Origin of the sequence: Burkholderia cepacia, from assembly GCF_001039005.1 — a bacterium.
GTDB classification, from domain to species: domain Bacteria; phylum Pseudomonadota; class Gammaproteobacteria; order Burkholderiales; family Burkholderiaceae; genus Burkholderia; species Burkholderia theae.
In genome coordinates this window covers 138,133-157,684 of record NZ_LDWR01000041.1, presented here as the reverse complement: position 1 = coordinate 157,684, position 19,552 = coordinate 138,133, and the positions used below count along the sequence as shown (strand labels likewise).

Annotated in this window: 17 protein-coding genes; 12 read left to right on the top strand and 5 right to left on the bottom strand. The window is 65.1% G+C overall.

Annotated features, from left to right (window positions below; genetic code table 11):
* The first annotated feature begins 102 nt into the window (after window positions 1–102).
* The 3 genes from ppsA to VL15_RS22485 all read left to right on the top strand — a co-directional run bounded on the left by ppsA (window position 103) and on the right by VL15_RS22485 (window position 4,159).
* On the top strand, window positions 103–2,502 hold the full coding sequence (ppsA, locus tag VL15_RS22495) for a phosphoenolpyruvate synthase (RefSeq protein WP_048248607.1): 2,400 nt from the start codon (window positions 103–105) through the stop codon (window positions 2,500–2,502).
* 253 nt (window positions 2,503–2,755) lie between these two features.
* Window positions 2,756–3,190 (top strand): NfeD family protein, encoded by a 435-nt coding sequence (locus VL15_RS22490; protein ID WP_048248606.1) that lies wholly within the window; start codon window positions 2,756–2,758, stop codon window positions 3,188–3,190.
* Between the two features lie 33 nt (window positions 3,191–3,223).
* A complete protein-coding gene (locus tag VL15_RS22485; protein WP_048248604.1) occupies window positions 3,224–4,159 on the top strand; it encodes an SPFH domain-containing protein in 936 nt (311 codons plus the stop codon).
* A gap of 247 nt (window positions 4,160–4,406) precedes the next feature.
* Here the strand turns inward: VL15_RS22485 and smpB are convergent, their stop codons facing one another.
* The gene (gene smpB, locus VL15_RS22480; protein ID WP_048248603.1) at window positions 4,407–4,853 is read right to left on the bottom strand and encodes an SsrA-binding protein SmpB; all 447 of its coding nucleotides are present in this window, start codon (window positions 4,851–4,853) and stop codon (window positions 4,407–4,409) included.
* Between the two features lie 98 nt (window positions 4,854–4,951).
* Between smpB and VL15_RS22475 the strand changes: the two genes are divergently transcribed.
* Window positions 4,952–5,389, top strand: coding sequence for a type II toxin-antitoxin system RatA family toxin (locus VL15_RS22475; RefSeq protein ID WP_048248602.1), 438 nt, complete (start codon window positions 4,952–4,954; stop codon window positions 5,387–5,389).
* 4 nt (window positions 5,390–5,393) lie between these two features.
* Window positions 5,394–5,717 carry an RnfH family protein gene (locus VL15_RS22470; protein WP_048248601.1) on the top strand — a complete coding sequence of 108 codons (324 nt, stop codon included), beginning with the start codon at window positions 5,394–5,396 and terminating at the stop codon, window positions 5,715–5,717.
* Window positions 5,718–5,771: 54 nt separating this feature from the next.
* Here the strand turns inward: VL15_RS22470 and VL15_RS22465 are convergent, their stop codons facing one another.
* From VL15_RS22465 to VL15_RS22455, 3 genes are all read right to left on the bottom strand, one after another.
* Window positions 5,772–6,755, bottom strand: a complete 984-nt coding sequence (locus tag VL15_RS22465; RefSeq protein WP_048248599.1) for a DMT family transporter — start codon at window positions 6,753–6,755, stop codon at window positions 5,772–5,774.
* A gap of 110 nt (window positions 6,756–6,865) precedes the next feature.
* A complete protein-coding gene (locus VL15_RS22460) occupies window positions 6,866–7,546 on the bottom strand; it encodes a DUF5074 domain-containing protein (RefSeq protein ID WP_048248910.1) in 681 nt (226 codons plus the stop codon).
* A gap of 31 nt (window positions 7,547–7,577) precedes the next feature.
* Window positions 7,578–8,798, bottom strand: a complete 1,221-nt coding sequence (locus VL15_RS22455) for a hypothetical protein (RefSeq protein ID WP_048248598.1) — start codon at window positions 8,796–8,798, stop codon at window positions 7,578–7,580.
* Window positions 8,799–8,912: 114 nt separating this feature from the next.
* Between VL15_RS22455 and VL15_RS22450 the strand changes: the two genes are divergently transcribed.
* The 6 genes from VL15_RS22450 to VL15_RS22425 all read left to right on the top strand — a co-directional run bounded on the left by VL15_RS22450 (window position 8,913) and on the right by VL15_RS22425 (window position 17,570).
* Entirely contained in the window at window positions 8,913–9,677 is a 765-nt protein-coding gene (locus tag VL15_RS22450; protein ID WP_048248596.1) for a DUF899 domain-containing protein, read from the top strand.
* A 30-nt stretch (window positions 9,678–9,707) separates the two neighbouring features.
* The gene (locus VL15_RS22445) at window positions 9,708–10,514 is read left to right on the top strand and encodes a DUF2182 domain-containing protein (protein WP_048248594.1); all 807 of its coding nucleotides are present in this window, start codon (window positions 9,708–9,710) and stop codon (window positions 10,512–10,514) included.
* Between the two features lie 290 nt (window positions 10,515–10,804).
* On the top strand, window positions 10,805–12,265 hold the full coding sequence (gene guaB / locus VL15_RS22440; RefSeq protein ID WP_048248592.1) for an IMP dehydrogenase: 1,461 nt from the start codon (window positions 10,805–10,807) through the stop codon (window positions 12,263–12,265).
* Window positions 12,266–12,271: 6 nt separating this feature from the next.
* Window positions 12,272–12,877 carry a hypothetical protein gene (locus VL15_RS22435; protein ID WP_048248591.1) on the top strand — a complete coding sequence of 202 codons (606 nt, stop codon included), beginning with the start codon at window positions 12,272–12,274 and terminating at the stop codon, window positions 12,875–12,877.
* A gap of 107 nt (window positions 12,878–12,984) precedes the next feature.
* Window positions 12,985–14,604: a glutamine-hydrolyzing GMP synthase gene (guaA, locus tag VL15_RS22430; RefSeq protein ID WP_048248590.1), complete on the top strand. Its 1,620-nt coding sequence runs from the start codon at window positions 12,985–12,987 to the stop codon at window positions 14,602–14,604.
* A 257-nt stretch (window positions 14,605–14,861) separates the two neighbouring features.
* Window positions 14,862–17,570, top strand: coding sequence for an AAA domain-containing protein (locus VL15_RS22425; protein WP_048248589.1), 2,709 nt, complete (start codon window positions 14,862–14,864; stop codon window positions 17,568–17,570).
* Between the two features lie 96 nt (window positions 17,571–17,666).
* On the opposite strand, the gene VL15_RS22420 is transcribed toward VL15_RS22425, so the two are convergent.
* A complete protein-coding gene (locus tag VL15_RS22420) occupies window positions 17,667–18,590 on the bottom strand; it encodes a LysR family transcriptional regulator (protein WP_048248588.1) in 924 nt (307 codons plus the stop codon).
* A 130-nt stretch (window positions 18,591–18,720) separates the two neighbouring features.
* On the opposite strand from VL15_RS22420, the gene VL15_RS22415 reads away from it, so the two are divergent.
* Window positions 18,721–19,512, top strand: coding sequence for a carboxymuconolactone decarboxylase family protein (locus VL15_RS22415; protein ID WP_053077693.1), 792 nt, complete (start codon window positions 18,721–18,723; stop codon window positions 19,510–19,512).
* Window positions 19,513–19,552: the final 40 nt, after the last annotated feature.

Below are 19,552 nucleotides of genomic sequence, written 5' to 3'. Positions count from 1 at the left end.
TTTATCTAACAGGTTGCGCAAGACGCGCCGCGCCTTTTTGCAAGCGCCCGCGTCCGAGCCCACTTGCGCAATCGAGCATTTTTTTCACACTTAGGGGCTTGTATGACTAACGCAGCAAACGTCGCAAAGGACCAGGCGTATGTAATTCCGTTCGAGCAGTTGCGGATGACCGATGTGGAGATCGTGGGCGGCAAGAATGCGTCGCTCGGCGAGATGATCAGCCAGCTTTCCGAGGCTGGCGTTCGCGTACCTACCGGTTTCGCCACGACCGCGCTCGCTTTCCGCGATTTCCTCACGCACAACGACCTGACCGATCGGATTGCCAAGCGTCTCGAGTCCCTCGACATCGACGACGTAAAGGCGCTCGCCGAAGCCGGTGCCGAAATCCGCAAGTGGATCGTCGACGCACCGATGCAGGCACGCCTCGAGCAGGAAATCCGCGCGCAGTTCGAAGTCCTGAAGAACGGCTCGCCGAGCGAGTTGTCGTTTGCCGTGCGCTCGTCCGCGACCGCCGAAGACCTGCCGGACGCATCGTTTGCCGGCCAGCAGGAGTCGTACCTGAACGTCGTCGGCATCGAAGACGTGCTCGACCGCATGAAGCACGTGTTCGCGTCGCTGTACAACGATCGCGCGATCTCGTACCGCGTGCACAAGGGCTTCACGCACGCCGAGGTCGCCTTGTCGGCCGGCGTGCAGCGCATGGTCCGCTCGGACGTCGGCGCGGCCGGCGTGATGTTCACGATCGACACCGAATCGGGCTTCAAGGACGCCGTGTTCATCACGTCGAGCTATGGCCTGGGCGAAACCGTCGTGCAAGGCGCGGTGAACCCGGACGAGTTCTATGTGTTCAAGACGACGCTCGCGCAGGACAAGTACCCGATCATCCGCCGCTCGATCGGCTCGAAGCTGATCAAGATGGAATTCACGCAGCCGGGCGAGCCGGGCCGCGTGAAGACGGTCGACGTGCCGCACGAACAGCGTAATCGCTACTCGATCACCGACGAAGACGTGATCGAGCTGGCGAAGTACGCGGTCATCATCGAGAAGCACTACCAGCGTCCGATGGACATCGAGTGGGGCAGGGACGGCCGCGACGGCAAGATCTTCATCCTGCAGGCACGCCCGGAAACGGTGAAGAGCCAGGCGACCGGCAAGGCCGAGCAGCGCTTCAAGCTGAAGGGCCAGTCGCAGGTGCTGGCGACGGGCCGTGCGATCGGCCAGAAGATCGGCGCGGGCCCCGTGCGCGTGATCCAGGATCCGTCGGAAATGGAACGCGTGCAGCCGGGCGACGTGCTGGTTGCCGACATGACCGACCCGAACTGGGAGCCGGTGATGAAGCGCGCGGCCGCGATCGTCACGAACCGCGGCGGCCGGACCTGCCACGCGGCGATCATCGCGCGTGAGCTCGGCGTGCCGGCGGTCGTCGGCTGCGGCGATGCAACCGACATCCTGAAGGATGGCGCGCTCGTCACCGTGTCGTGCGCGGAAGGCGACGAAGGCAAGATCTACGACGGCCTGCTCGAGACGGAAGTCACGGAAGTGCAGCGCGGCGAACTGCCGGAAATCCCGGTCAAGATCATGATGAACGTCGGCAACCCGCAGCTCGCGTTTGACTTCTCGCAACTGCCGAACGGCGGTGTGGGCCTCGCGCGTCTCGAGTTCATCATCAACAACAACATCGGCGTTCACCCGAAGGCGATCCTCGAGTACCCGAACATCGACCAGGACCTGAAGAAGGCGGTCGAGAGCGTCGCGCGCGGCCACGCGTCGCCGCGTCAGTTCTACGTCGACAAGCTGACGGAAGGTGTCGCGACGATCGCCGCGGCGTTCTATCCGAAGCCCGTGATCGTGCGTCTGTCCGACTTCAAGTCGAACGAGTACAAGAAGTTGATCGGCGGTTCGCGCTACGAGCCGGACGAGGAAAACCCGATGCTGGGCTTCCGCGGCGCATCGCGCTACATCGCCGAAGACTTCGCGCCGGCGTTCGAGATGGAATGCCGTGCACTGAAGCGCGTGCGTGACGAGATGGGCCTGACCAACGTCGAGATCATGGTGCCGTTCGTGCGTACCGTGAAGCAGGCGGAGCGTGTGGTCGGCCTGCTCGAGAAGTTCGGCCTGAAGCGCGGCGAAAACGGCCTGCGCCTCGTGATGATGTGTGAAGTCCCGACCAACGCGATCCTCGCCGAAGAGTTCCTGGAACACTTCGACGGTTTCTCGATCGGCTCGAACGACCTCACGCAGCTCACGCTCGGCCTCGACCGCGACTCGGGCATGGAACTGCTGGCAGTCGACTTCGACGAGCGCGATCCGGCCGTCAAGTTCCTGCTGAAGCGTGCGATCGATACCTGCCGCCGGATGGGCAAGTATGTCGGCATCTGCGGCCAGGGTCCGTCCGATCACCCGGACTTCGCGCAATGGCTGACCGACGAAGGCATCGTGTCGATCTCGCTGAACCCCGACACGATCATCGAAACGTGGCAGGCGCTGGCCAACCGGAAGTAACGGCCGGTAATGCATCTTCGGCGAAAGGGCGGCACCGCTGCTCTTTCGATGAAGGCAAAATGCAAGGTTCATGCTATAAACACCCCGGTAGGCACCGGGGTGTTTTTGTTTGTCGGTACGCACCGGGCCGCTCCGAACGTGCCGACCATCCCCTCGGGGGCAGCGGACGTGCCGACCCGGAGTCGCGCTTCGACGCGAATTCCGGGCCCATGCAACGCAAGTGCGCGTCGGGAAGGTTTTTCTGGAGACCACAATGATGTCGGGGCATCTGTTCTGGTGGGTCGCGGTGGGCGTGCTGGTCGTGGCCGAGCTGCTGACGGGCACGTTCTACCTGCTGATGATCGCGCTCGGCTTTCTCGCGGGCGGGTTGCTGCAACTGGCCGGTTTCGCGCCGCATGTGCAGTTCGGCGCGGCGGCCGCGGTCGCGATCATCGCAATGATCGTGCTGCGCCGTTCGGGGCTTGGCCGCAAGCAGAAGCGCGACACGTCGACGAATCCCGACGTCAATCTCGATATCGGCTCGACCGTCATGGTCGATGCGTGGCGTGACGGCCGCGCGCGCGTGCAGTATCGCGGTGCCGACTGGGACGTCGAGCTGGCGAACGGCGAGCGCGACGATGCGCGCGTGTATCAGGTGAGCGCCGTACGAGGCAACTGTCTCGTGGTCGTGGCGAAACCCGCGGGCTGATTGTCCGCTGATAAAACAAGGAGGGAACGCTTCATGGATTCGCTGATCATCTGGGTTGTCCTGCTCGTCATCGCGATCGTGATCGTGTCGAAGACGGTGAAGATCGTGCCGCAGCAACATGCGTGGGTGCTCGAGCGTTTCGGGCGCTATCACGCGACGCTGTCGCCCGGTCTCAATATCGTGCTGCCGTTCGTCGATCGCATCGCATACCGGCACGTGCTGAAGGAAATTCCGCTCGACGTGCCGAGCCAGATCTGTATCACGCGCGACAACACGCAGTTGCAGGTCGACGGCGTGCTGTATTTCCAGGTGATGGACCCGATGAAGGCGTCGTACGGGTCGAGCAACTTCGTGTTCGCGATCACGCAGCTGTCGCAGACGATGCTGCGCTCGGTGATCGGCAAGCTGGAGCTCGACAAAACCTTCGAGGAGCGCGACTTCATCAACCACAGCATCGTGTCGGCGCTCGACGACGCAGCCGCGAACTGGGGCGTGAAGGTACTGCGTTACGAGATCAAGGACCTGACGCCGCCGAAGGAAATCCTGCACGCGATGCAGGCGCAGATCACCGCCGAGCGCGAAAAGCGCGCATTGATCGCCGCCTCCGAAGGCCGCAAGCAGGAGCAGATCAACCTCGCGTCGGGCGCGCGCGAGGCGGCGATCCAGAAATCCGAGGGCGAACGGCAGGCCGCGATCAACCAGGCGCAAGGCGAGGCCGCCGCGATTCTTGCCGTGGCCGAGGCGAACGCGCAGGCGATCCAGAAGATCGCGAACGCGATGCAGTCGCAGGGCGGGATGGACGCGGTGAACCTGAAGGTCGCCGAGCAGTATGTCGGCGCGTTCGCGAATCTCGCGAAGCAGGGCAATACGCTGATCGTGCCGTCGAACCTGTCGGATCTCGGTTCGGCGGTCGCGTCGGCGCTGACGATCGTCAAGAGCGCGTCGCCGGCCGCGGGCGGGAAGGGCTGAGCCGGTGGGCCCGGTGCGCGGGGGGCAGCAGCATGCGGCGATCAGCGTGCGGCGAATCGTCGCGCAGCCGGGCGTTCGGCTGGGGGCGATAGGGTGCCTTCGGCACGAATCGCCAGCCGAAACCACCGGCGTTGCGTGCCGAATGCCGCTGGCAGCCTTCGGGTGACTGGCCCGCACGATTCAGGAACCCAAAGCAACACGGCCCGCTTCGAGCGGGCCGTGTCGTTTGCGATGCGCGTTGCGTGTGTCAGGTGCCGGCGCGCATGATGCGTGCCTTTTCGCGTTCCCAGTCGCGTTTCTTCTCGGTTTCGCGCTTGTCGTGCAGCTTTTTGCCCTTCGCGAGCGCGATGTCGCACTTCACGCGACCGCCTTTGTAGTGGAAGTTCAGCGGCACGAGCGTGTAGCCGCGCTGCTCGACCTTGCCGATCAGTTTCTTGATCTCGTCGCGGTGCAGCAGCAGCTTGCGCGTGCGAACCGGGTCGGGCGTGATGTGGGTCGAGGCTTCGGGCAGCGGGCTGATGTGGGTGCCGATCAGGAAGATCTCGCCGCTCTTCACCACGACGTAGCCCTCCCTGATCTGGCCACGCCCGGCGCGTAGCGCCTTGACTTCCCAGCCCTCCAGCACGAGCCCCGCCTCGTAGCGTTCCTCGATGTGATAATCGAAGTGCGCTTTCCTGTTGTCGATGATGCTCATGAATGGATTGGGCCAACTCGTTTAAAATCACGATTTTAGCAAAGCGGGGCGAGAATCGCCCGGCTTGCGTTCCCACCTTCAGCGATGCCGCGCGATTTATGGCAGATGTCCAGAAAACCGTATTGATCCGTCACTCGGCGGAACAGATGTTCGACCTCGTCACCGACGTGGCCGACTACCCCAATTTCCTGCCCTGGTGCGGCGGCGTCGAGATTCGCCGTCAGGACGAGAGCGGGATGGAAGCGCGCATCGACATCAACTTCAAGGGCATCAAGCAGCATTTCGCGACGCGCAACACGCAGGAGCGCCCGACGCGGATCGACATGGAGTTCACGGACGGCCCGTTCAAGAAGTTCACGGGCACGTGGCGCTTCACGGCGCTGCGCGCCGATGCGTGCAAGATCGAATTCGCGCTGCATTACGAGTTTTCGAGCATCCTGCTCGAGAAGATCATCGGGCCCGTGTTCAGCCACATCGCGAACACGTTCGTCGATTCGTTCGTGAAGCGCGCCGACCAGCGCTACGGGAAGGGGTGATGCGATGCTGTCGATTGAAGTCTGCTATGCGCTGCCGGACCGCCAGACGCTGATTCCGTTGTCGCTGCCGGAAGGGGCGACCGTTCGCTCGGCGATCGACGCGAGCGGCGTGCTCGCGCTGCACCCGGAGATCGATCTCGCGCATGCGAAGACGGGCGTGTACGGCAAGCTCGCGCCGCTCGATGCGCCGCTCGCCGACCACGACCGTGTCGAGATCTACCGCCCGTTGATCGTCGATCCGAAGCTCGCGCGCCAGCGGCGCGTCGACAAATCCCGCCGCGCCGGCTCCGTCGAGGGGCGCAAGTGGATGCATAAGGACGCGCGCTGACGCGCTCGGTTCCGCGCCTTCTGTTCCGATTCGTCTGATCAAACGCCGCGGCGCTCAATGGGCCGCGGCGTTTGCGTTTGCCGCTGCGCCGCCCGGCGTATTGCCGCCGGCGGGCGTGTCGCCGTGCTGTCGCACCGACCCGTAGACGCCCGCGAGCAGCAGCACGAGCGCCGCGATCTCGAGCGCGTGCGGCATCCGCTGGTCGTACACGAACGCGTAGAGCATCGCGAACACGGTTTCGAACACGATCAACTGGCCCGACAGCGTAAGCGGCAGCCGCTTCGACGCGGCATTCCACAGCCCGTTACCGAGCCACGACGCGCCGATCGCGAGCACGAGGTTCAGCAGCCAGAACAGCTGCCAGCGTGAGGCCGGGACGGCCGCCTGCACCGTGCCGGTCGGCAGCGCGAGGATCGCGATCCAGCAGAGGCCGCCGATCAGGCCAGTTACGACGCCCCACAGCACCGACCACTCGTTGCCGCCGAAATGATGATGGCGCTGCAGGTAACGCGCGTTCGCGACCGCGTACCAGGTCCAGCTCGCGAGTGCGCCCGCCGCGCAAGCGATCCCTGCGAGCTTCTGGCCGAGCGTCGTCGCGTGCGCGGCCTCGGACGTGAACAGGTCGACGTTGATGCAGACGATGCCCGCGATCACCAGCCCGAGCGGCGCGGCGAGCCGCCGCAGCGGCACGGCGCCGTGGTCGCCGAGGCCCGCGAGCGTCACGGTGACGGGCAGCACGCCGACGATCAGCGAGCTGGGCGCGATGCCGATCAGGTGCACGGCGCCGGACAGCAGCATGTAATACGCGACATTGCCGACGACGGCGAGCTTCACGAGTGCGACGAGATCCTCGCGCGTCAGCCGCGCGAGCAGCGAGCGGGCGGCCGGCAGCGCGGCCGCGAGCGAGACGAGGCCGTACATCGTGTAACGGCCGGCGCTCAGCAGCAGCGGCGAGAAATCGGTCAGCAGCCGCGGGACGAGAAACACCATGCCCCACATGGCACCGGCCAGGACACCATAAACCACACCGCGCTGCATCGACCGCTCCGAACAAATGACTGATGAGCGCGCATCTTAGCGACGCCGTCCCGGCGGCGTCTTGTTCATTCCTGCACTCGGCGCAGGGCGGCGCGGCGACTGGCGGCGGCTCAGGCGTCTGCCGGATTGGGCGTCGCCGTGGCACCGTCGCTCGACGTACGCGCCGGCCGCCGCACGGCACGCAGCTTCCCGCTGTTGCCGCCGCCGCAGTAAAAACGGTCGCGGCCGTCCGATTCGAGCCCCGACACGCCGACGCCGGGTGGCATGTCGACCTGTTCCAGCACCTGTCCCGTGCGCGGATCGATGTGCCGCAGCTCGCTCTGGTCGGCTTCCCAGGTGCCGTGCCACAGCTCGCCGTCGACCCATGTCACGCCGGTGACGAAGCGGTTCGATTCGATCGTGCGCAGCACGGCGCCCGATTCCGGATCGATCTGATGAATCTTGCGTTCGCGGTACTGGCCGACCCACAGCGTGCCTTCGGCCCATGCAAGCCCCGAGTCGGCGCCGCCGCCGGGGGCCGGGATCGTCGCGAGTACGCGGCCCGATTCCGGATCGATCTTCTCGATGCGGTCCTCGACGATCTGGAACAGGTGGCGGCCGTCGAACGCGGTGCCCGCATGCGCGGCGACGTCGAGCGAGCGGACGGTCGTGCCGCGTTCCGGATCGAGCGCATTCAGCTTGTCGCCGGATGCGTACCACACGTGCTGCCCGTCGAACGTGACGCCGTGCACGCCGTCGACGCCCGGAAACGGGCCGTATTCGCGAATGATGTCTGCGCTGGAGCGTTTCATGTTCGTCACCTCGTGGTTCGGTGAGGTCATCCTAATCTCCCGGCAGCGGCGCCGGGAGTAACAAGGTGGTCGCGAATCCGGGCAGCGGCGGCGTCAGCCAGCGGCGCGCGCGGCCGCGGCCGAGCGCCTGCACCTTGTCCGCTTCGGCGAGCGCGTCGAGCGCGCGCTGCACGGTGCGCTGGCTCGCGCCGAGTGCGAGCGCCAGCGCGGAACTCGACCACGCCTCACCGTCGGCGAGGAGTGCGAGCACGGCCGCGTGGCGATCGTCGACCGGGCGTGCGAGGACGACGGTCTCGCGCACGCCGAGCGGTTCGAGCGCGAAGCCGCGCGGCGTCGCGATGATATTTGCGAGCGGCCGCAGTACCGCGCGCAACCGGCCGATCTCGACGCGCAGGCGCGCGCGATGCGATTCGTCCGCATGTTTCGCGCGGAACGCGGCGGCGACGAGCGCGTTTCTCGACACGTCGGCCGGCCATGCCTCGCCGAGCGCGCGGGCGAGCACGAACAGCACGGGGCGCCGCGCGAGCGACACGGTCGTGCGGGCGTCGCGCACCGTGTGGCGGCACGCGTCGACGACGAGCGCATTCGACGCGAACAGCGTTTCGACTTCGTCGAGCTGCACGAGCCGCGACGTGCCGCGCGCGATGAGTCGCGCGGCCGGTGCGTCGAGCACGCGCGCCGCGGTGTCGACCTCGGCCGTCAGCGCGGCGATGCCGGCGTCGCGGGCGGCCGCGCGCGCACGGGCGAGCGCGGCGCGGGCCACATGCGTGCGGATGCGGCGCATCGCGATGCCGGCAGCGATCAGCTCGTGGGCGGTACGCGACGCCGCCGGCAGCGGCGCGGGATCGAGGTTCGTGAGCATCTGTTCGGCATCGTCGACATGACCGATCAGCAGCAGCCGGCGCACGCCGAGATAACGTGCATGCGCGGCGTTCGCGTGGTCGCCGTGCGCGTCGAGCGTCGCGCAGGCGGCATCGAGCGCGCGCGTCGGCCAGCGGAGATCGCGCGACGCTAGCGCGATCTCCGCTTCCGCGACGACGCAGCGCGCACGCGCCACGGCTTCCTTCGCGCCGAACGCGCGCGCGGCACTGCGCACGAGTACGCGCGCGCGCTCGAAATCGCCGAGTTGCGCCATCGCGATGCCCCGCAGCGCGAGCGCCGGCGCATCGTCGCGCAGCGCGACGTGGTTCAGCGCGCCGAGCGCGTCACCGGCCGCGAGCGCGCGCGCGGCTGCCGTGATCAGCGAATCCATTCGAATCCCGACACACTTGTCACTCCCTCCGGTCCGATGCCCGGCACTAATCTAGCACCACGCACACGGCCCCGTACGCCGTGCCCGGATACCCAACGGAAGGAGGCACCCGCAATGACGACCCATCTCACCGGAACACGCAACGAATGGCTGGCCGAGCGCAGGGCGCTGCTCGACGCGGAAAAGGCGTTGACGCGGCAAAGCGACGAACTCGCGCGGCGGCGCCGGGCACTGCCATGGGTGCGCGTCGACAAGACTTACCGGTTCGACACCGAAGACGGACAGGCGACGCTCGACGACCTGTTTCGCGGCCGTTCGCAACTGCTCGTCTATCACTTCATGTTCGGCCCCGACTACAAGGCCGGCTGCCCGTCGTGCTCGGCGCTTGCCGACGGTTTCGCCGGCTTTGCCGTGCACCTGGCGAACCACGACGTGACGCTTGCGGCCGTGTCGCGCGCACCGCTCGCCAAGCTGCTCGCCTACCGGCAGCGGATGGGCTGGACCTTTCCGTGGGCGTCGTCGGTCGGCAGCGATTTCAACTTCGACTTCAACGTGTCGTTCACCGAAACGCAGCAGCGCACGGGCGACGTCGAATACAACTACGCGCGGTCGGGCCATGCGATGGACATGGATCCGCCACCGCCGGTGGTCGCGCAGTTCGCGGCGACCTGCGGCACCGACGCGGCCACGTATTCGCTCGACCGGCCGGGGATGAGCGCGTTCGTGCGCGAGGATGGCGTCGTCTATCACACGTACTCGACCTATGCGCGCGGGCTCGACGGGTTGTGGGGAATGTACCAGTGGCTCGACCGCGCGCCGCTCGGGCGCAACGAGGCGGGCGCCTGGTGGCGCCGTCATGACGAGTACGCGCGCGGCTGAGCGCGTGCGGGCGACGGACGGGAGCGCGCGATGACACAGCCGGCAGCCGGTGATACGGGCCCCGCTTCGCGGATATTCGCGGTGGCGCTCGTGGCCGTGTTCGCCGTTGCCGCGACGGCGACGCTGGCGCAGCACGCGTCGATGGCCGCGATGGGCGGCGAGCCGATGCCCGGCGGCTGGATGATCTCGGCGACATGGCTGCGGCCGTGCGGATGGGACGCCGGCCGCGCGTTTGCGGCATTCGCCGGCATGTGGGGCGCGATGACGGTGACGATGATGCTGCCCGTGCTTGCGCCGACGCTCTGGCAGTACCGGCAGCACGTCGGTCCGCTGGCCGCGACGCGCTCGACCTGGCTCGTCGTCGTCGCGGGCGCCGGGTATTTCTCGGTATGGATGGCGTTCGGCGCGCTTGCATTTCCGGCCGGCGGCGCGCTGACGACTGCTGCGGCGCGGCTGCCGGCACTGGCCCGCATGATGCCGTTCGCGGCCGGCGCGGTCGTGTCCGGCGCGGGCGTGCTGCAGTTCTCGGCGTGGAAGGCACGGCGGCTTGCTTGCTGTCGGCACGCGGCGCCGCACGCGTGCGTGCCACGCGTCGATACGGGCGCCGCATGGCGGCACGGCGTGCGAGCGGCCATGCGTTGCAGCGCCTGTTGCGGGAACCTGATGGCGGTCGCGCTGGCGGCCGGCGTGATGGATCTGCGCGTGATGGCCGCCGTGACGGTCGCGATCGCCGCCGAGCGCCTCGCGCCGGCCGGCGCGCGTGTGGCGCGGATCGTCGGCGGCGTCGCGATCGGGGGCGGTATCGCGATGATCGCGCGCGCCGCCGGGCTGCTGTAAGACCGGGGAAGCGAGCCGCATGGCGGGCCGACGCGGCGCGTTGCCGGCCCGCGTGCGCCGGCGGCCGTCACCACGGCGTGGCCCGGCCGCGACAGCCGCGCGTGCCGCGGCGCGGCCGCTTGCGCGAATGGCTCGATGCGGCGGTGAAACGAAAGGCGATCGAAAACGAACCGAACGGCGATCCGAACGATTCGGCCCCCGAACGTCTGGAAACGGCTAAGCCGTTGTTCGTGTTGTGAAAATTCGCAGCGCTTCGCGTATAATTCGCTTTTGCGCCCATAGGATTTGCCATGCGTCTGATCCAAAAAGCACTCACTTTCGATGACGTGCTCCTCGTTCCCGCCTTCTCCGACGTTCTGCCGCGCGACACCAGCCTCAAGACCAAGCTGACCCGCAACATCTCCCTGAACATGCCGCTCGTGTCCGCCGCCATGGATACGGTCACCGAAGGTCGCCTCGCGATCGCGATGGCGCAGCAGGGTGGTGTCGGTATCGTCCACAAGAACCTCACGCCGGCCGAACAGGCCCGCGAGGTCGCGAAGGTCAAGCGTTTCGAATCGGGCGTCGTCCGCGATCCGATCACGGTGCCGCCGCAAATGAAGGTGCGCGATGTGATCGCACTGTCGCGCCAGCATGGCATCTCGGGTTTCCCGGTCGTCGAAGGCCCGCAGCTCGTCGGCATCGTCACGAACCGCGACCTGCGTTTCGAAACGCGCCTCGATGAGCCGGTCAAGTCGATCATGACGCCGCGCGAGCGTCTCGTCACGGTCAAGGAAGGCACGCCGCTCGCCGAAGCGAAGGCGTTGATGCACAGCCACCGCCTCGAGCGCGTGCTGGTCGTCAACGACGCGTTTGAACTGCGCGGCCTGATGACTGTCAAGGACATCACGAAGCAGACCGAGCACCCGGACGCGTGCAAGGACGAACACGGCAAGCTGCGCGCAGGCGCGGCGGTCGGCGTCGGTGCCGACAACGAAGAGCGCGTCGAACTGCTCGTGCAGGCCGGCGTCGACGTGATCGTCGTCGATACCGCGCACGGCCACAGCAAGGGCGTGCTCGAGCGCGTCCGCTGGGTCAAGCAGAACTTCCCGCACGTCGAAGTGATCGGCGGCAACATCGCGACGGCCGCCGCCGCGAAGGCGCTCGTCGAATACGGTGCGGACGCGGTCAAGGTCGGTATCGGCCCGGGCTCGATCTGCACGACGCGGATCGTCGCGGGTGTCGGCGTGCCGCAGATCAGCGCGATCGCGAACGTCGCGGACGCCCTGAAGGGCACGGGCGTGCCGTGCATCGCCGACGGCGGCGTGCGCTTCTCGGGCGACGTGTCGAAGGCCCTCGCGGCCGGCGCGAACGCCGTGATGATGGGCAGCATGTTCGCGGGCACCGAAGAGGCGCCGGGCGACGTGTTCCTGTACCAGGGCCGCCAGTACAAGTCGTACCGCGGCATGGGTTCGGTCGGTGCGATGAAGGACGGCGCGGCGGACCGCTACTTCCAGGACAACTCGGCGAACATCGACAAGCTCGTGCCGGAAGGCATCGAAGGCCGCGTCGCCTACAAGGGCTCGGTCAACGCGATCCTGTTCCAGCTGGTCGGCGGTGTGCGCGCCAGCATGGGCTACTGCGGTTGCCGTTCGATCGACGAGCTGCACGACAAGGCCGAATTCGTCCAGATCACCGCGGCGGGCATGCGCGAGTCGCACGTGCACGACGTGCAGATCACGAAGGAAGCGCCGAACTACCACGTGGACTGATCGCCGATGAAACCGCTGCTGCGAGCCGTGTTGATCATCGATGCCGTATTGCTGCTGGCGTTCGGCGTGCTGTTCGTGCTGACGCCCTGGCAGTCGCTGTTCAACGCGCTGCAGCTTGCGAACATCCAGCCGGCGATGCTCGGCCAGGCGTTCGGCATCGCGTTGCTCGGGCTCGCGTGGCTCGCGTTTCATGCGGCGTTCAACGGCGACCTCACGGCGCCCGTCGCGCGCTCGGTCGGCCACGTGTACTGGCTGACCGGTGTACTCACGATCGTCTGGTCGATCGGCACCGGCAGCGGTCCCGCGCTCGCGGCGGCCGGCAGGGTGCTGTCGGCCGTGGCCGGTGTCGCGCTGATCGTGCTCGGCCTCGGCGGCGTGCGGCTCGCATCGGCCGTGCGCCGGCGCGAGAAAGCGCAGGCGCTCGAGGCGCGCGCGCCGGCGCAGCGTCCGGTTGAACCGACGGTGGCGCCGGCGTCCTCGTCCGCGCCGCAGCGTGTCGAACCCGTCGTCAGCCGTCCCGCGGCATCCGCTGCATCGTCATCGGCCGCATCCAGTCCATCGTCAGGCTCGGGCACCGTCGCAATCGACGAACGCCCGCCGATGCAGGACTGATCGGCCATGCGTCGCGCGTGCCGCCTGCCGCCCGACGCCGCTGTCCATGCTATTGACGCAGCGCTCGATGCGCTGCTTTTCTTATTCTCTTCATCCCGTCCGCAGCCATGCACGACAAAATCTTGATTCTCGACTTCGGTTCGCAAGTCACCCAACTGATTGCGCGGCGCGTGCGTGAAGCACACGTCTACTGCGAAATCCATCCGAACGATGTGTCCGACGACTTCGTCCGCGAGTTCGCGCCGAAGGCGGTGATCCTGTCCGGCAGCCACGCGAGCACGTACGAAGACCATCAACTGCGCGCGCCGCAGGCCGTCTGGGATCTCGGCGTGCCGGTGCTCGGCATCTGCTACGGCATGCAGACGATGGCCGTGCAGCTCGGCGGCAAGGTCGAGTGGAGCGACCATCGCGAATTCGGCTATGCGGAAATGCGCGCGCACGGCCATACGCGCCTGCTCGACGGCATCGAGGATTTCACGACGGCTGAAGGCCACGGGATGCTGAAGGTCTGGATGAGCCATGGCGACAAGGTTGCCGAGCTGCCGTCGGGCTTCCAGCTGATGGCGTCGACGCCGAGCTGCCCGATCGCCGGCATGGCCGACGAAGCGCGCGGCTACTACGCGGTGCAGTTCCACCCGGAAGTCACGCACACGGTGAAGGGCCGCCAGATCATCGAGCGCTTCGTGCTGCAGATCGCCGGCGCGAAGCCCGACTGGGTCATGCGTGACCACATCGAGGAAGCAGTCGCGAAGATTCGCGAGCAGGTGGGCGACGAGGAGGTGATTCTCGGCCTGTCCGGCGGCGTCGATTCGAGCGTCGCGGCCGCGCTGATCCATCGCGCGATCGGCGACCAGTTGACCTGCGTGTTCGTCGACCACGGCCTGCTGCGCCTGAACGAAGGCAAGATGGTGCTCGACATGTTCGAGGGCCGTCTGCATGCGAAGGTCGTGCACGTCGACGCGGCTGACCAGTTCCTCGGCCACCTGGCCGGCGTGACCGATCCGGAAGCGAAGCGCAAGATCATCGGCCGCGAGTTCGTCGAGGTGTTCCAGGCCGAGGCGAAGAAACTGTCGAAGGCGAAGTGGCTCGCGCAGGGCACGATCTATCCGGACGTGGTCGAATCGGGTGGCACGAAGACGAAGAAGGCGACGACGATCAAGAGTCACCACAACGTCGGCGGCCTGCCGGAAACGCTCGGCCTGAAGCTGCTCGAGCCGCTGCGCGACCTGTTCAAGGACGAAGTGCGCGAACTGGGCGTGGCGCTCGGCCTGCCGCCGGAGATGGTGTATCGCCATCCGTTCCCGGGCCCGGGCCTCGGCGTGCGGATCCTCGGCGAAGTGAAGCGCGAGTTTGCAGACCTGCTGCGCCGCGCGGACGCGATCTTCATCGAAGAGCTGCGCAACACGACCGCGACCGCGCAGGATGCGGCTGCCGGCCTGTGCGGCGACGCCGATGTCGGCAAGAGCTGGTACGACCTGACGAGCCAGGCGTTCGCGGTGTTCCTGCCGGTGAAGTCGGTCGGCGTGATGGGCGATGGCCGCACGTACGACTACGTGACGTCGCTGCGCGCGGTGCAGACGACCGACTTCATGACCGCACACTGGGCGCACCTGCCGTACGCGCTGCTTGGCCGCGCGTCGAACCGGATCATCAACGAGGTGCGCGGGATCAACCGGGTCGTGTACGACATCTCGGGGAAGCCGCCGGCGACGATCGAGTGGGAGTGAGTAGTGAGTTGAGACTGGTGTCGTCTCACGTCTAAAGAGCAACAGACGATATATAAGCCCGCGTAAATGCGGGCTTTTTCTTTTTCAGGCGGCATGACTGAATGCTTGTCGCCGCTAGAAATCCGGCCGATGCAACTTTTGCAACGCCTGGGATGCAGAAAATGATGGCAAGATGATTCCCCCATTGAGAAATAACGGCATTTGATAGTCGGCGAGAGGACGAATTCGGATGCCGTTCACGAACGAATAAGGGGTGTATGGTTTCTATCCAAGTGGGTGGCGAGGACAAGACCGCGGAGATCACCAACTGGTCGATCTGGAGTGATAAGAGCGAAGGCCTGCAACTGAGGTGCTCCTACTTAAAAAAGGGGAGGGCCATACATCCACTCAGTGACTGCCGCATCTCCCCCGTTCGTGAACTGGGAGAGATGTTGCTGACCAAGCCCGGCAGCGTGATCGTCAGGCCCGTTGTCAAGGCAACAATCTATGGCGAGCGGTATGCCGTCGTGTTCCATCCAGGCTCTGATCAGCCCTATATCCATAAGATGGGCGGCATCGGCCTCATCGCGCCGACGGCGATGAAGGGGGCGCCGATCTTCCACTATTTGGCGGCCGTGGCGAATGCCCGGATGGATCGCGCGGTGTCGGATAGTGACCGTGAGATCGCCGCCAATGTGGTCCGCCAACTGGAAAAACTGCCCGCCAGCGCAGACACTGCCTTGCATGCCTATTGCACGGCACGGAACGGAGCGCTGGCAGCGGGCAAAGGCTTGATTTATCCATTCGGGGTAAACGAGAGCCAGCTTGCGGCGGTCGAGCGAGCCTTCAGCGCGCAGGTGAGTGTGATCGAAGGTCCGCCGGGAACCGGCAAGACCCAAACTATCCTCAACATCATCGCCAATATTCTGCTGCGCGGGCAGACGGTGGCGGTGCTATCCAACAACAATGCGGCCGTCGAAAACGTCTACGAGAAGCTGGAGAAATGCAGCCTCGGCCATCTGGTCGCCAAACTCGGCAACCAGAGCAACCGCAAGGATTTCTTCGCCGGCCTGCCGCCTTGGCCATCGAGCGAGCCGGAGCCCGCACCGACTCTAGACGAGATTCAGGTCCTGCTGGCCCGTTTGAAGCAGCACTTGCACGATCACAATCTGGCGGCGCAACTGCAGGTCGAACTCGATGAGCTGATCGTCGAGCGGCGCCACCTGCAGCAGTGGCAGGCAGACAGTGGAGTGCAGGCTGCCGCCTCGCTGGAAAAGTACGGACTGTCGCCGCGCAAGAGCGTGGACCTGATGGCCTACCTTGCTCATCTCGGCGAGCAGCGCATCCGCCTCAAAGATCGCATCGAGTTGCTGTTCAACTTCAGGATTTTCCGTGCCGCGCCTTTCGTCCAGGGGGACGCGCGCCTGTCTGTTTTCCATGCCTTGCAAATGCACTACTACGACAAGGCGCTGCAAGACAAGGAAGCTGAACTGCAGGCGTGCCGAGCATCGCTGGCACGCGGGAATTTCACCGCCTCGCTGGAGGAGTTGAAGACGGCGTCGATGCGTCATCTGAAGCAGCACTTGCATAGGTTGCCCCGGATTTCAGATAGCTTCGATGCCAAGACTTACCGCAGTCAGTTCGATGATTTCGTGCAGCGTTTCCCGATCCTGGGCAGTGGCACGCATTCCATCGTCAATTCGATCCCGCCGGGAGCGATCCTCGATTATGTGATCATCGACGAGGCTTCGTTACAGGACATAGTGCCGGGCATTCTGGCGCTTGGCTGCGCAAAGAACCTGATCGTGGTGGGCGACAACCGCCAGTTGGCGCATATTCCCGTGAAGCTGGGCCTGCCGGCGCCCGCCGACGCCTACGATTGCGAGCGCTACAGCTTGCTCGATTCGTGCATCGGCGTGTTCAAGGAGGCATTGCCCAGAACCCTGCTGAAGGAGCATTACCGCTGCCATCCCAGGATCATTCAGTTCTGCAATCAGCAGTTTTACGACAACTTGCTGGTGCCCATGACCGAGGACAAGGGCGAAGCGCCACTGCGTCTGGTGGTGACCGCCAAGGGCAACCACACCCGCCAGAACACGAACCTGCGGGAGCTGGACTCCCTGCTCAAGCTGCTCGACGAAGAGGGCGAGCCGGTCGGACTGGAGGGCGACGGCCGTGGTTTCATCGCGCCGTTTCGCGCACAGGTCAACCTCTCTGATTCGCGCCTGCCGGCGTCTTTTGTCAAAGACACCGTTCACAAGTTCCAGGGTCGGGAGTGCGACGAGATCGTCTTTTCTACCGTGCTGGACAAGAAAAGCTACAACCAGGCGCGCAAACGCCTGGATTTTGTCGATGACCCGCGCATGATCAACGTAGCGGTGTCGCGGGCCAAGCACCGCTTCACCCTGGTGACGGGCGATGATGTGTTCACTGGCAGCAACGGTCATATCGCAGCCTTGATACGCTATGTGGCGTATTACGCGCAAGACGAGCAGATCGTGCGTGCTTCCGTGGTATCGGCCTTTGACCTGCTGTACCGCGAGTATGACCAGTCCCTGGCGCGCTTGAACGCCCGCTTGCGGTCCGAGGATTCACGCTACAGATCCGAGCAGATCGCAGCTCAACTGCTGCGCGAGGCACTGTCCGATCCGTCCTGCCGGGCGTTGATGTATCACGGCCAAGTCAAGCTGGATCAAATCGCATCACCGAGCAACCCGGATTTGACTCAACGCGAGCGAATCTTCATGGCGCGTGCCAGTTGCGACTTCGTGATCTATTTCAAAGTGGGTAAGACCCCGTTGGGGGTGATCGAAGTCGATGGTGGCTACCACGACCGGCCTGATCAGGCGGCGCGGGACGCTCTGAAGAACGGCATTCTGGCGAAAAGCGGCATTCCCATCCTGCGTCTGCGTACTGTCGAGAGTCGCATCGAAGAGAGAATCGTCGACTTTATCGCCCAGTGGGCGAGCCCGGCGCTCGACGCGTAAGGCGGCGTCGGAGCGCCCTGTTCCACAGCTTCCTCTGGAATTTCGAGTTCGTGTCTTCGTAAGGGGGCGCTTGTCAGCGCCGTTGCGGCGCGACCTTCACACATTCGAATTTGCATCGACGCCGATGCGATAGTGCGATCGCAGCGTATCGATCAGTTGCTGCAGCGATGCATCGTGCGCGTCGGGCATGTATGCGATCGCCACTTCGATCCGCAAGTCTGTCTGCTCCCGCAGCTCACGATAGATCACACCGTCACGCGCAATCGATTTCAGCGATGACGGAATCAGCGCAACGCCTTGACCCTCGGCGATCAGGCTGAGGAGCACGTGGTGGTCGGTCGGCTCCGCGATGCGCCGAGGATGGAAGCCGCGGGTCCGGAAGAGTCTCTCGAAGTGATCGTAATAGCTCGGATTGATCCGTCGTTGAGGCCAGAACAGCGGGTCGCCGGCCAGCTCCAGCAGGGAAATGCGTCGGCGTTTGCGTAATGCATGTCCTTCCGGCAGTGCGGCTACGAGCGGGTCGTCGAACAGCCGTTCGACACGAAGGCCTTCCGTTGCGGACGGCAAGCCGATCAGCGCGGCGTCGAGTAACCCGCCACGGAGGTCGCGGGTGGAATCCTGCGAGTATTGCCGCTTTTGAATCAACCGGAGTGCCGGGTCGCGCCTCTTGAGCGCCGGTTCGATCCACGCAAACAACGCGGGATCCAGCACCGTGGTGATACCCAGCCTGAGCTCGTGCTTGCCCAGCGCGATGTGCTGTCCGATTCGCTCGAAGGTAGCGTCGGCTACCGCGAGAAGATGGCGGGCTTCGGTCAGTAGATAGGTGCCTTCGGAGGTCAGTCTTACGCCGCCACGACCGCGTTCGAACAGTCTCGCACCGACGAGTTCCTCGAGCGCCTGAATCTGCCTCGTCAACGGCGGTTGTGTAATGAACAGACGCTCCGCCGCACGCCGAAAGCTCAGCTCCTCGGCCGCGGCGATGAAGTATCGCAGTTGCCAGAGTTCGATGGTTGACTGCATGTGGGAAGCTCCGCATGGTGCTTGTGATACCGAAAAGGTATCACACCAAAGGAATTAGCGCACCGCCGCCGATGTCGTTATCGTTCGCACAACGAGCTGCAACAACGCGACTCGACTTTGCGAGGGAATCATGCAAGACGCTCAATCGACTCTGGCACTTGGTCACCAATACTTGATGGCCGTCGAACAAAAAGAACAGCCCTCGATCAGCGAGGCTTTGAAGGACATTGCGCCGGACCTGGCGCGTATGGCGATCAGCTTCGCGTATGGAGAAATCTATTCGCGACCTGCACTCGATCTGCGGCAGCGACAATTCGTGACGGTTGCCGCGCTTGCAGCGATGGGGGGCGCCGAGCCACAGCTTCGCTTCCATATCGCGGGTGCGTTGAACGTTGGCTGTTCGCCGCGCGAAATCGTGGAACTGATGATTCACCTTGTCGTCTATGCTGGTTTTCCGGCAGCAGTCAACGGCGTGTCGGCTGCAAGAGACGTGTTCCGCGAGAAGGGTGTCGACGCTGCGCCCGTGTCGGTGTCACCGACCACGACGCGTTACGACGATGGCGTGGCGGGGCTGAGGGCCGTCGATGGTGCGGTTGGTGAACGGGTGGTCGAATCGTTGAACGAGATTGCTCCCGATCTCGGTCGCTTCGTGATCGAATTCGTCTTCGGCGAAGTGTACTCGCGGACCGGTATCGATCTCGTCCTGCGAGAACTGATTACGGTGGCGGCGCTGTCAGCGATGGGCTCGGCCACGCCGCAACTCAAGGTTCACATGCATGGCTTTCTCAACGTTGGCGGCAAGCGTGAGGAACTCGTGGAGGTGGTCACGCAGATTGCTGCTTATGCCGGATTCCCGAGGGCAATCAATGCGGCGCTCGCGGCAAAGGACGTGCTGCGAGACCGGGATCACGGCGCGCATTGATGTCGACGGGCGGCACGTGTCCGCTGTCGCATCGTCTGAC

Coding starts and splice junctions, on each gene's coding strand:
- ppsA (WP_048248607.1), top strand. CDS start 103: ATGACTAACGCAGCAAACGTCGCAAAGGACCAGGCGTATGTAATTCCG.
- VL15_RS22490 (WP_048248606.1), top strand. CDS start 2,756: ATGATGTCGGGGCATCTGTTCTGGTGGGTCGCGGTGGGCGTGCTGGTC.
- VL15_RS22485 (WP_048248604.1), top strand. CDS start 3,224: ATGGATTCGCTGATCATCTGGGTTGTCCTGCTCGTCATCGCGATCGTG.
- smpB (WP_048248603.1), bottom strand. CDS start 4,853: ATGAGCATCATCGACAACAGGAAAGCGCACTTCGATTATCACATCGAG.
- VL15_RS22475 (WP_048248602.1), top strand. CDS start 4,952: ATGGCAGATGTCCAGAAAACCGTATTGATCCGTCACTCGGCGGAACAG.
- VL15_RS22470 (WP_048248601.1), top strand. CDS start 5,394: ATGCTGTCGATTGAAGTCTGCTATGCGCTGCCGGACCGCCAGACGCTG.
- VL15_RS22465 (WP_048248599.1), bottom strand. CDS start 6,755: ATGCAGCGCGGTGTGGTTTATGGTGTCCTGGCCGGTGCCATGTGGGGC.
- VL15_RS22460 (WP_048248910.1), bottom strand. CDS start 7,546: ATGAAACGCTCCAGCGCAGACATCATTCGCGAATACGGCCCGTTTCCG.
- VL15_RS22455 (WP_048248598.1), bottom strand. CDS start 8,798: ATGGATTCGCTGATCACGGCAGCCGCGCGCGCGCTCGCGGCCGGTGAC.
- VL15_RS22450 (WP_048248596.1), top strand. CDS start 8,913: ATGACGACCCATCTCACCGGAACACGCAACGAATGGCTGGCCGAGCGC.
- VL15_RS22445 (WP_048248594.1), top strand. CDS start 9,708: ATGACACAGCCGGCAGCCGGTGATACGGGCCCCGCTTCGCGGATATTC.
- guaB (WP_048248592.1), top strand. CDS start 10,805: ATGCGTCTGATCCAAAAAGCACTCACTTTCGATGACGTGCTCCTCGTT.
- VL15_RS22435 (WP_048248591.1), top strand. CDS start 12,272: ATGAAACCGCTGCTGCGAGCCGTGTTGATCATCGATGCCGTATTGCTG.
- guaA (WP_048248590.1), top strand. CDS start 12,985: ATGCACGACAAAATCTTGATTCTCGACTTCGGTTCGCAAGTCACCCAA.
- VL15_RS22425 (WP_048248589.1), top strand. CDS start 14,862: ATGGTTTCTATCCAAGTGGGTGGCGAGGACAAGACCGCGGAGATCACC.
- VL15_RS22420 (WP_048248588.1), bottom strand. CDS start 18,590: ATGCAGTCAACCATCGAACTCTGGCAACTGCGATACTTCATCGCCGCG.
- VL15_RS22415 (WP_053077693.1), top strand. CDS start 18,721: ATGCAAGACGCTCAATCGACTCTGGCACTTGGTCACCAATACTTGATG.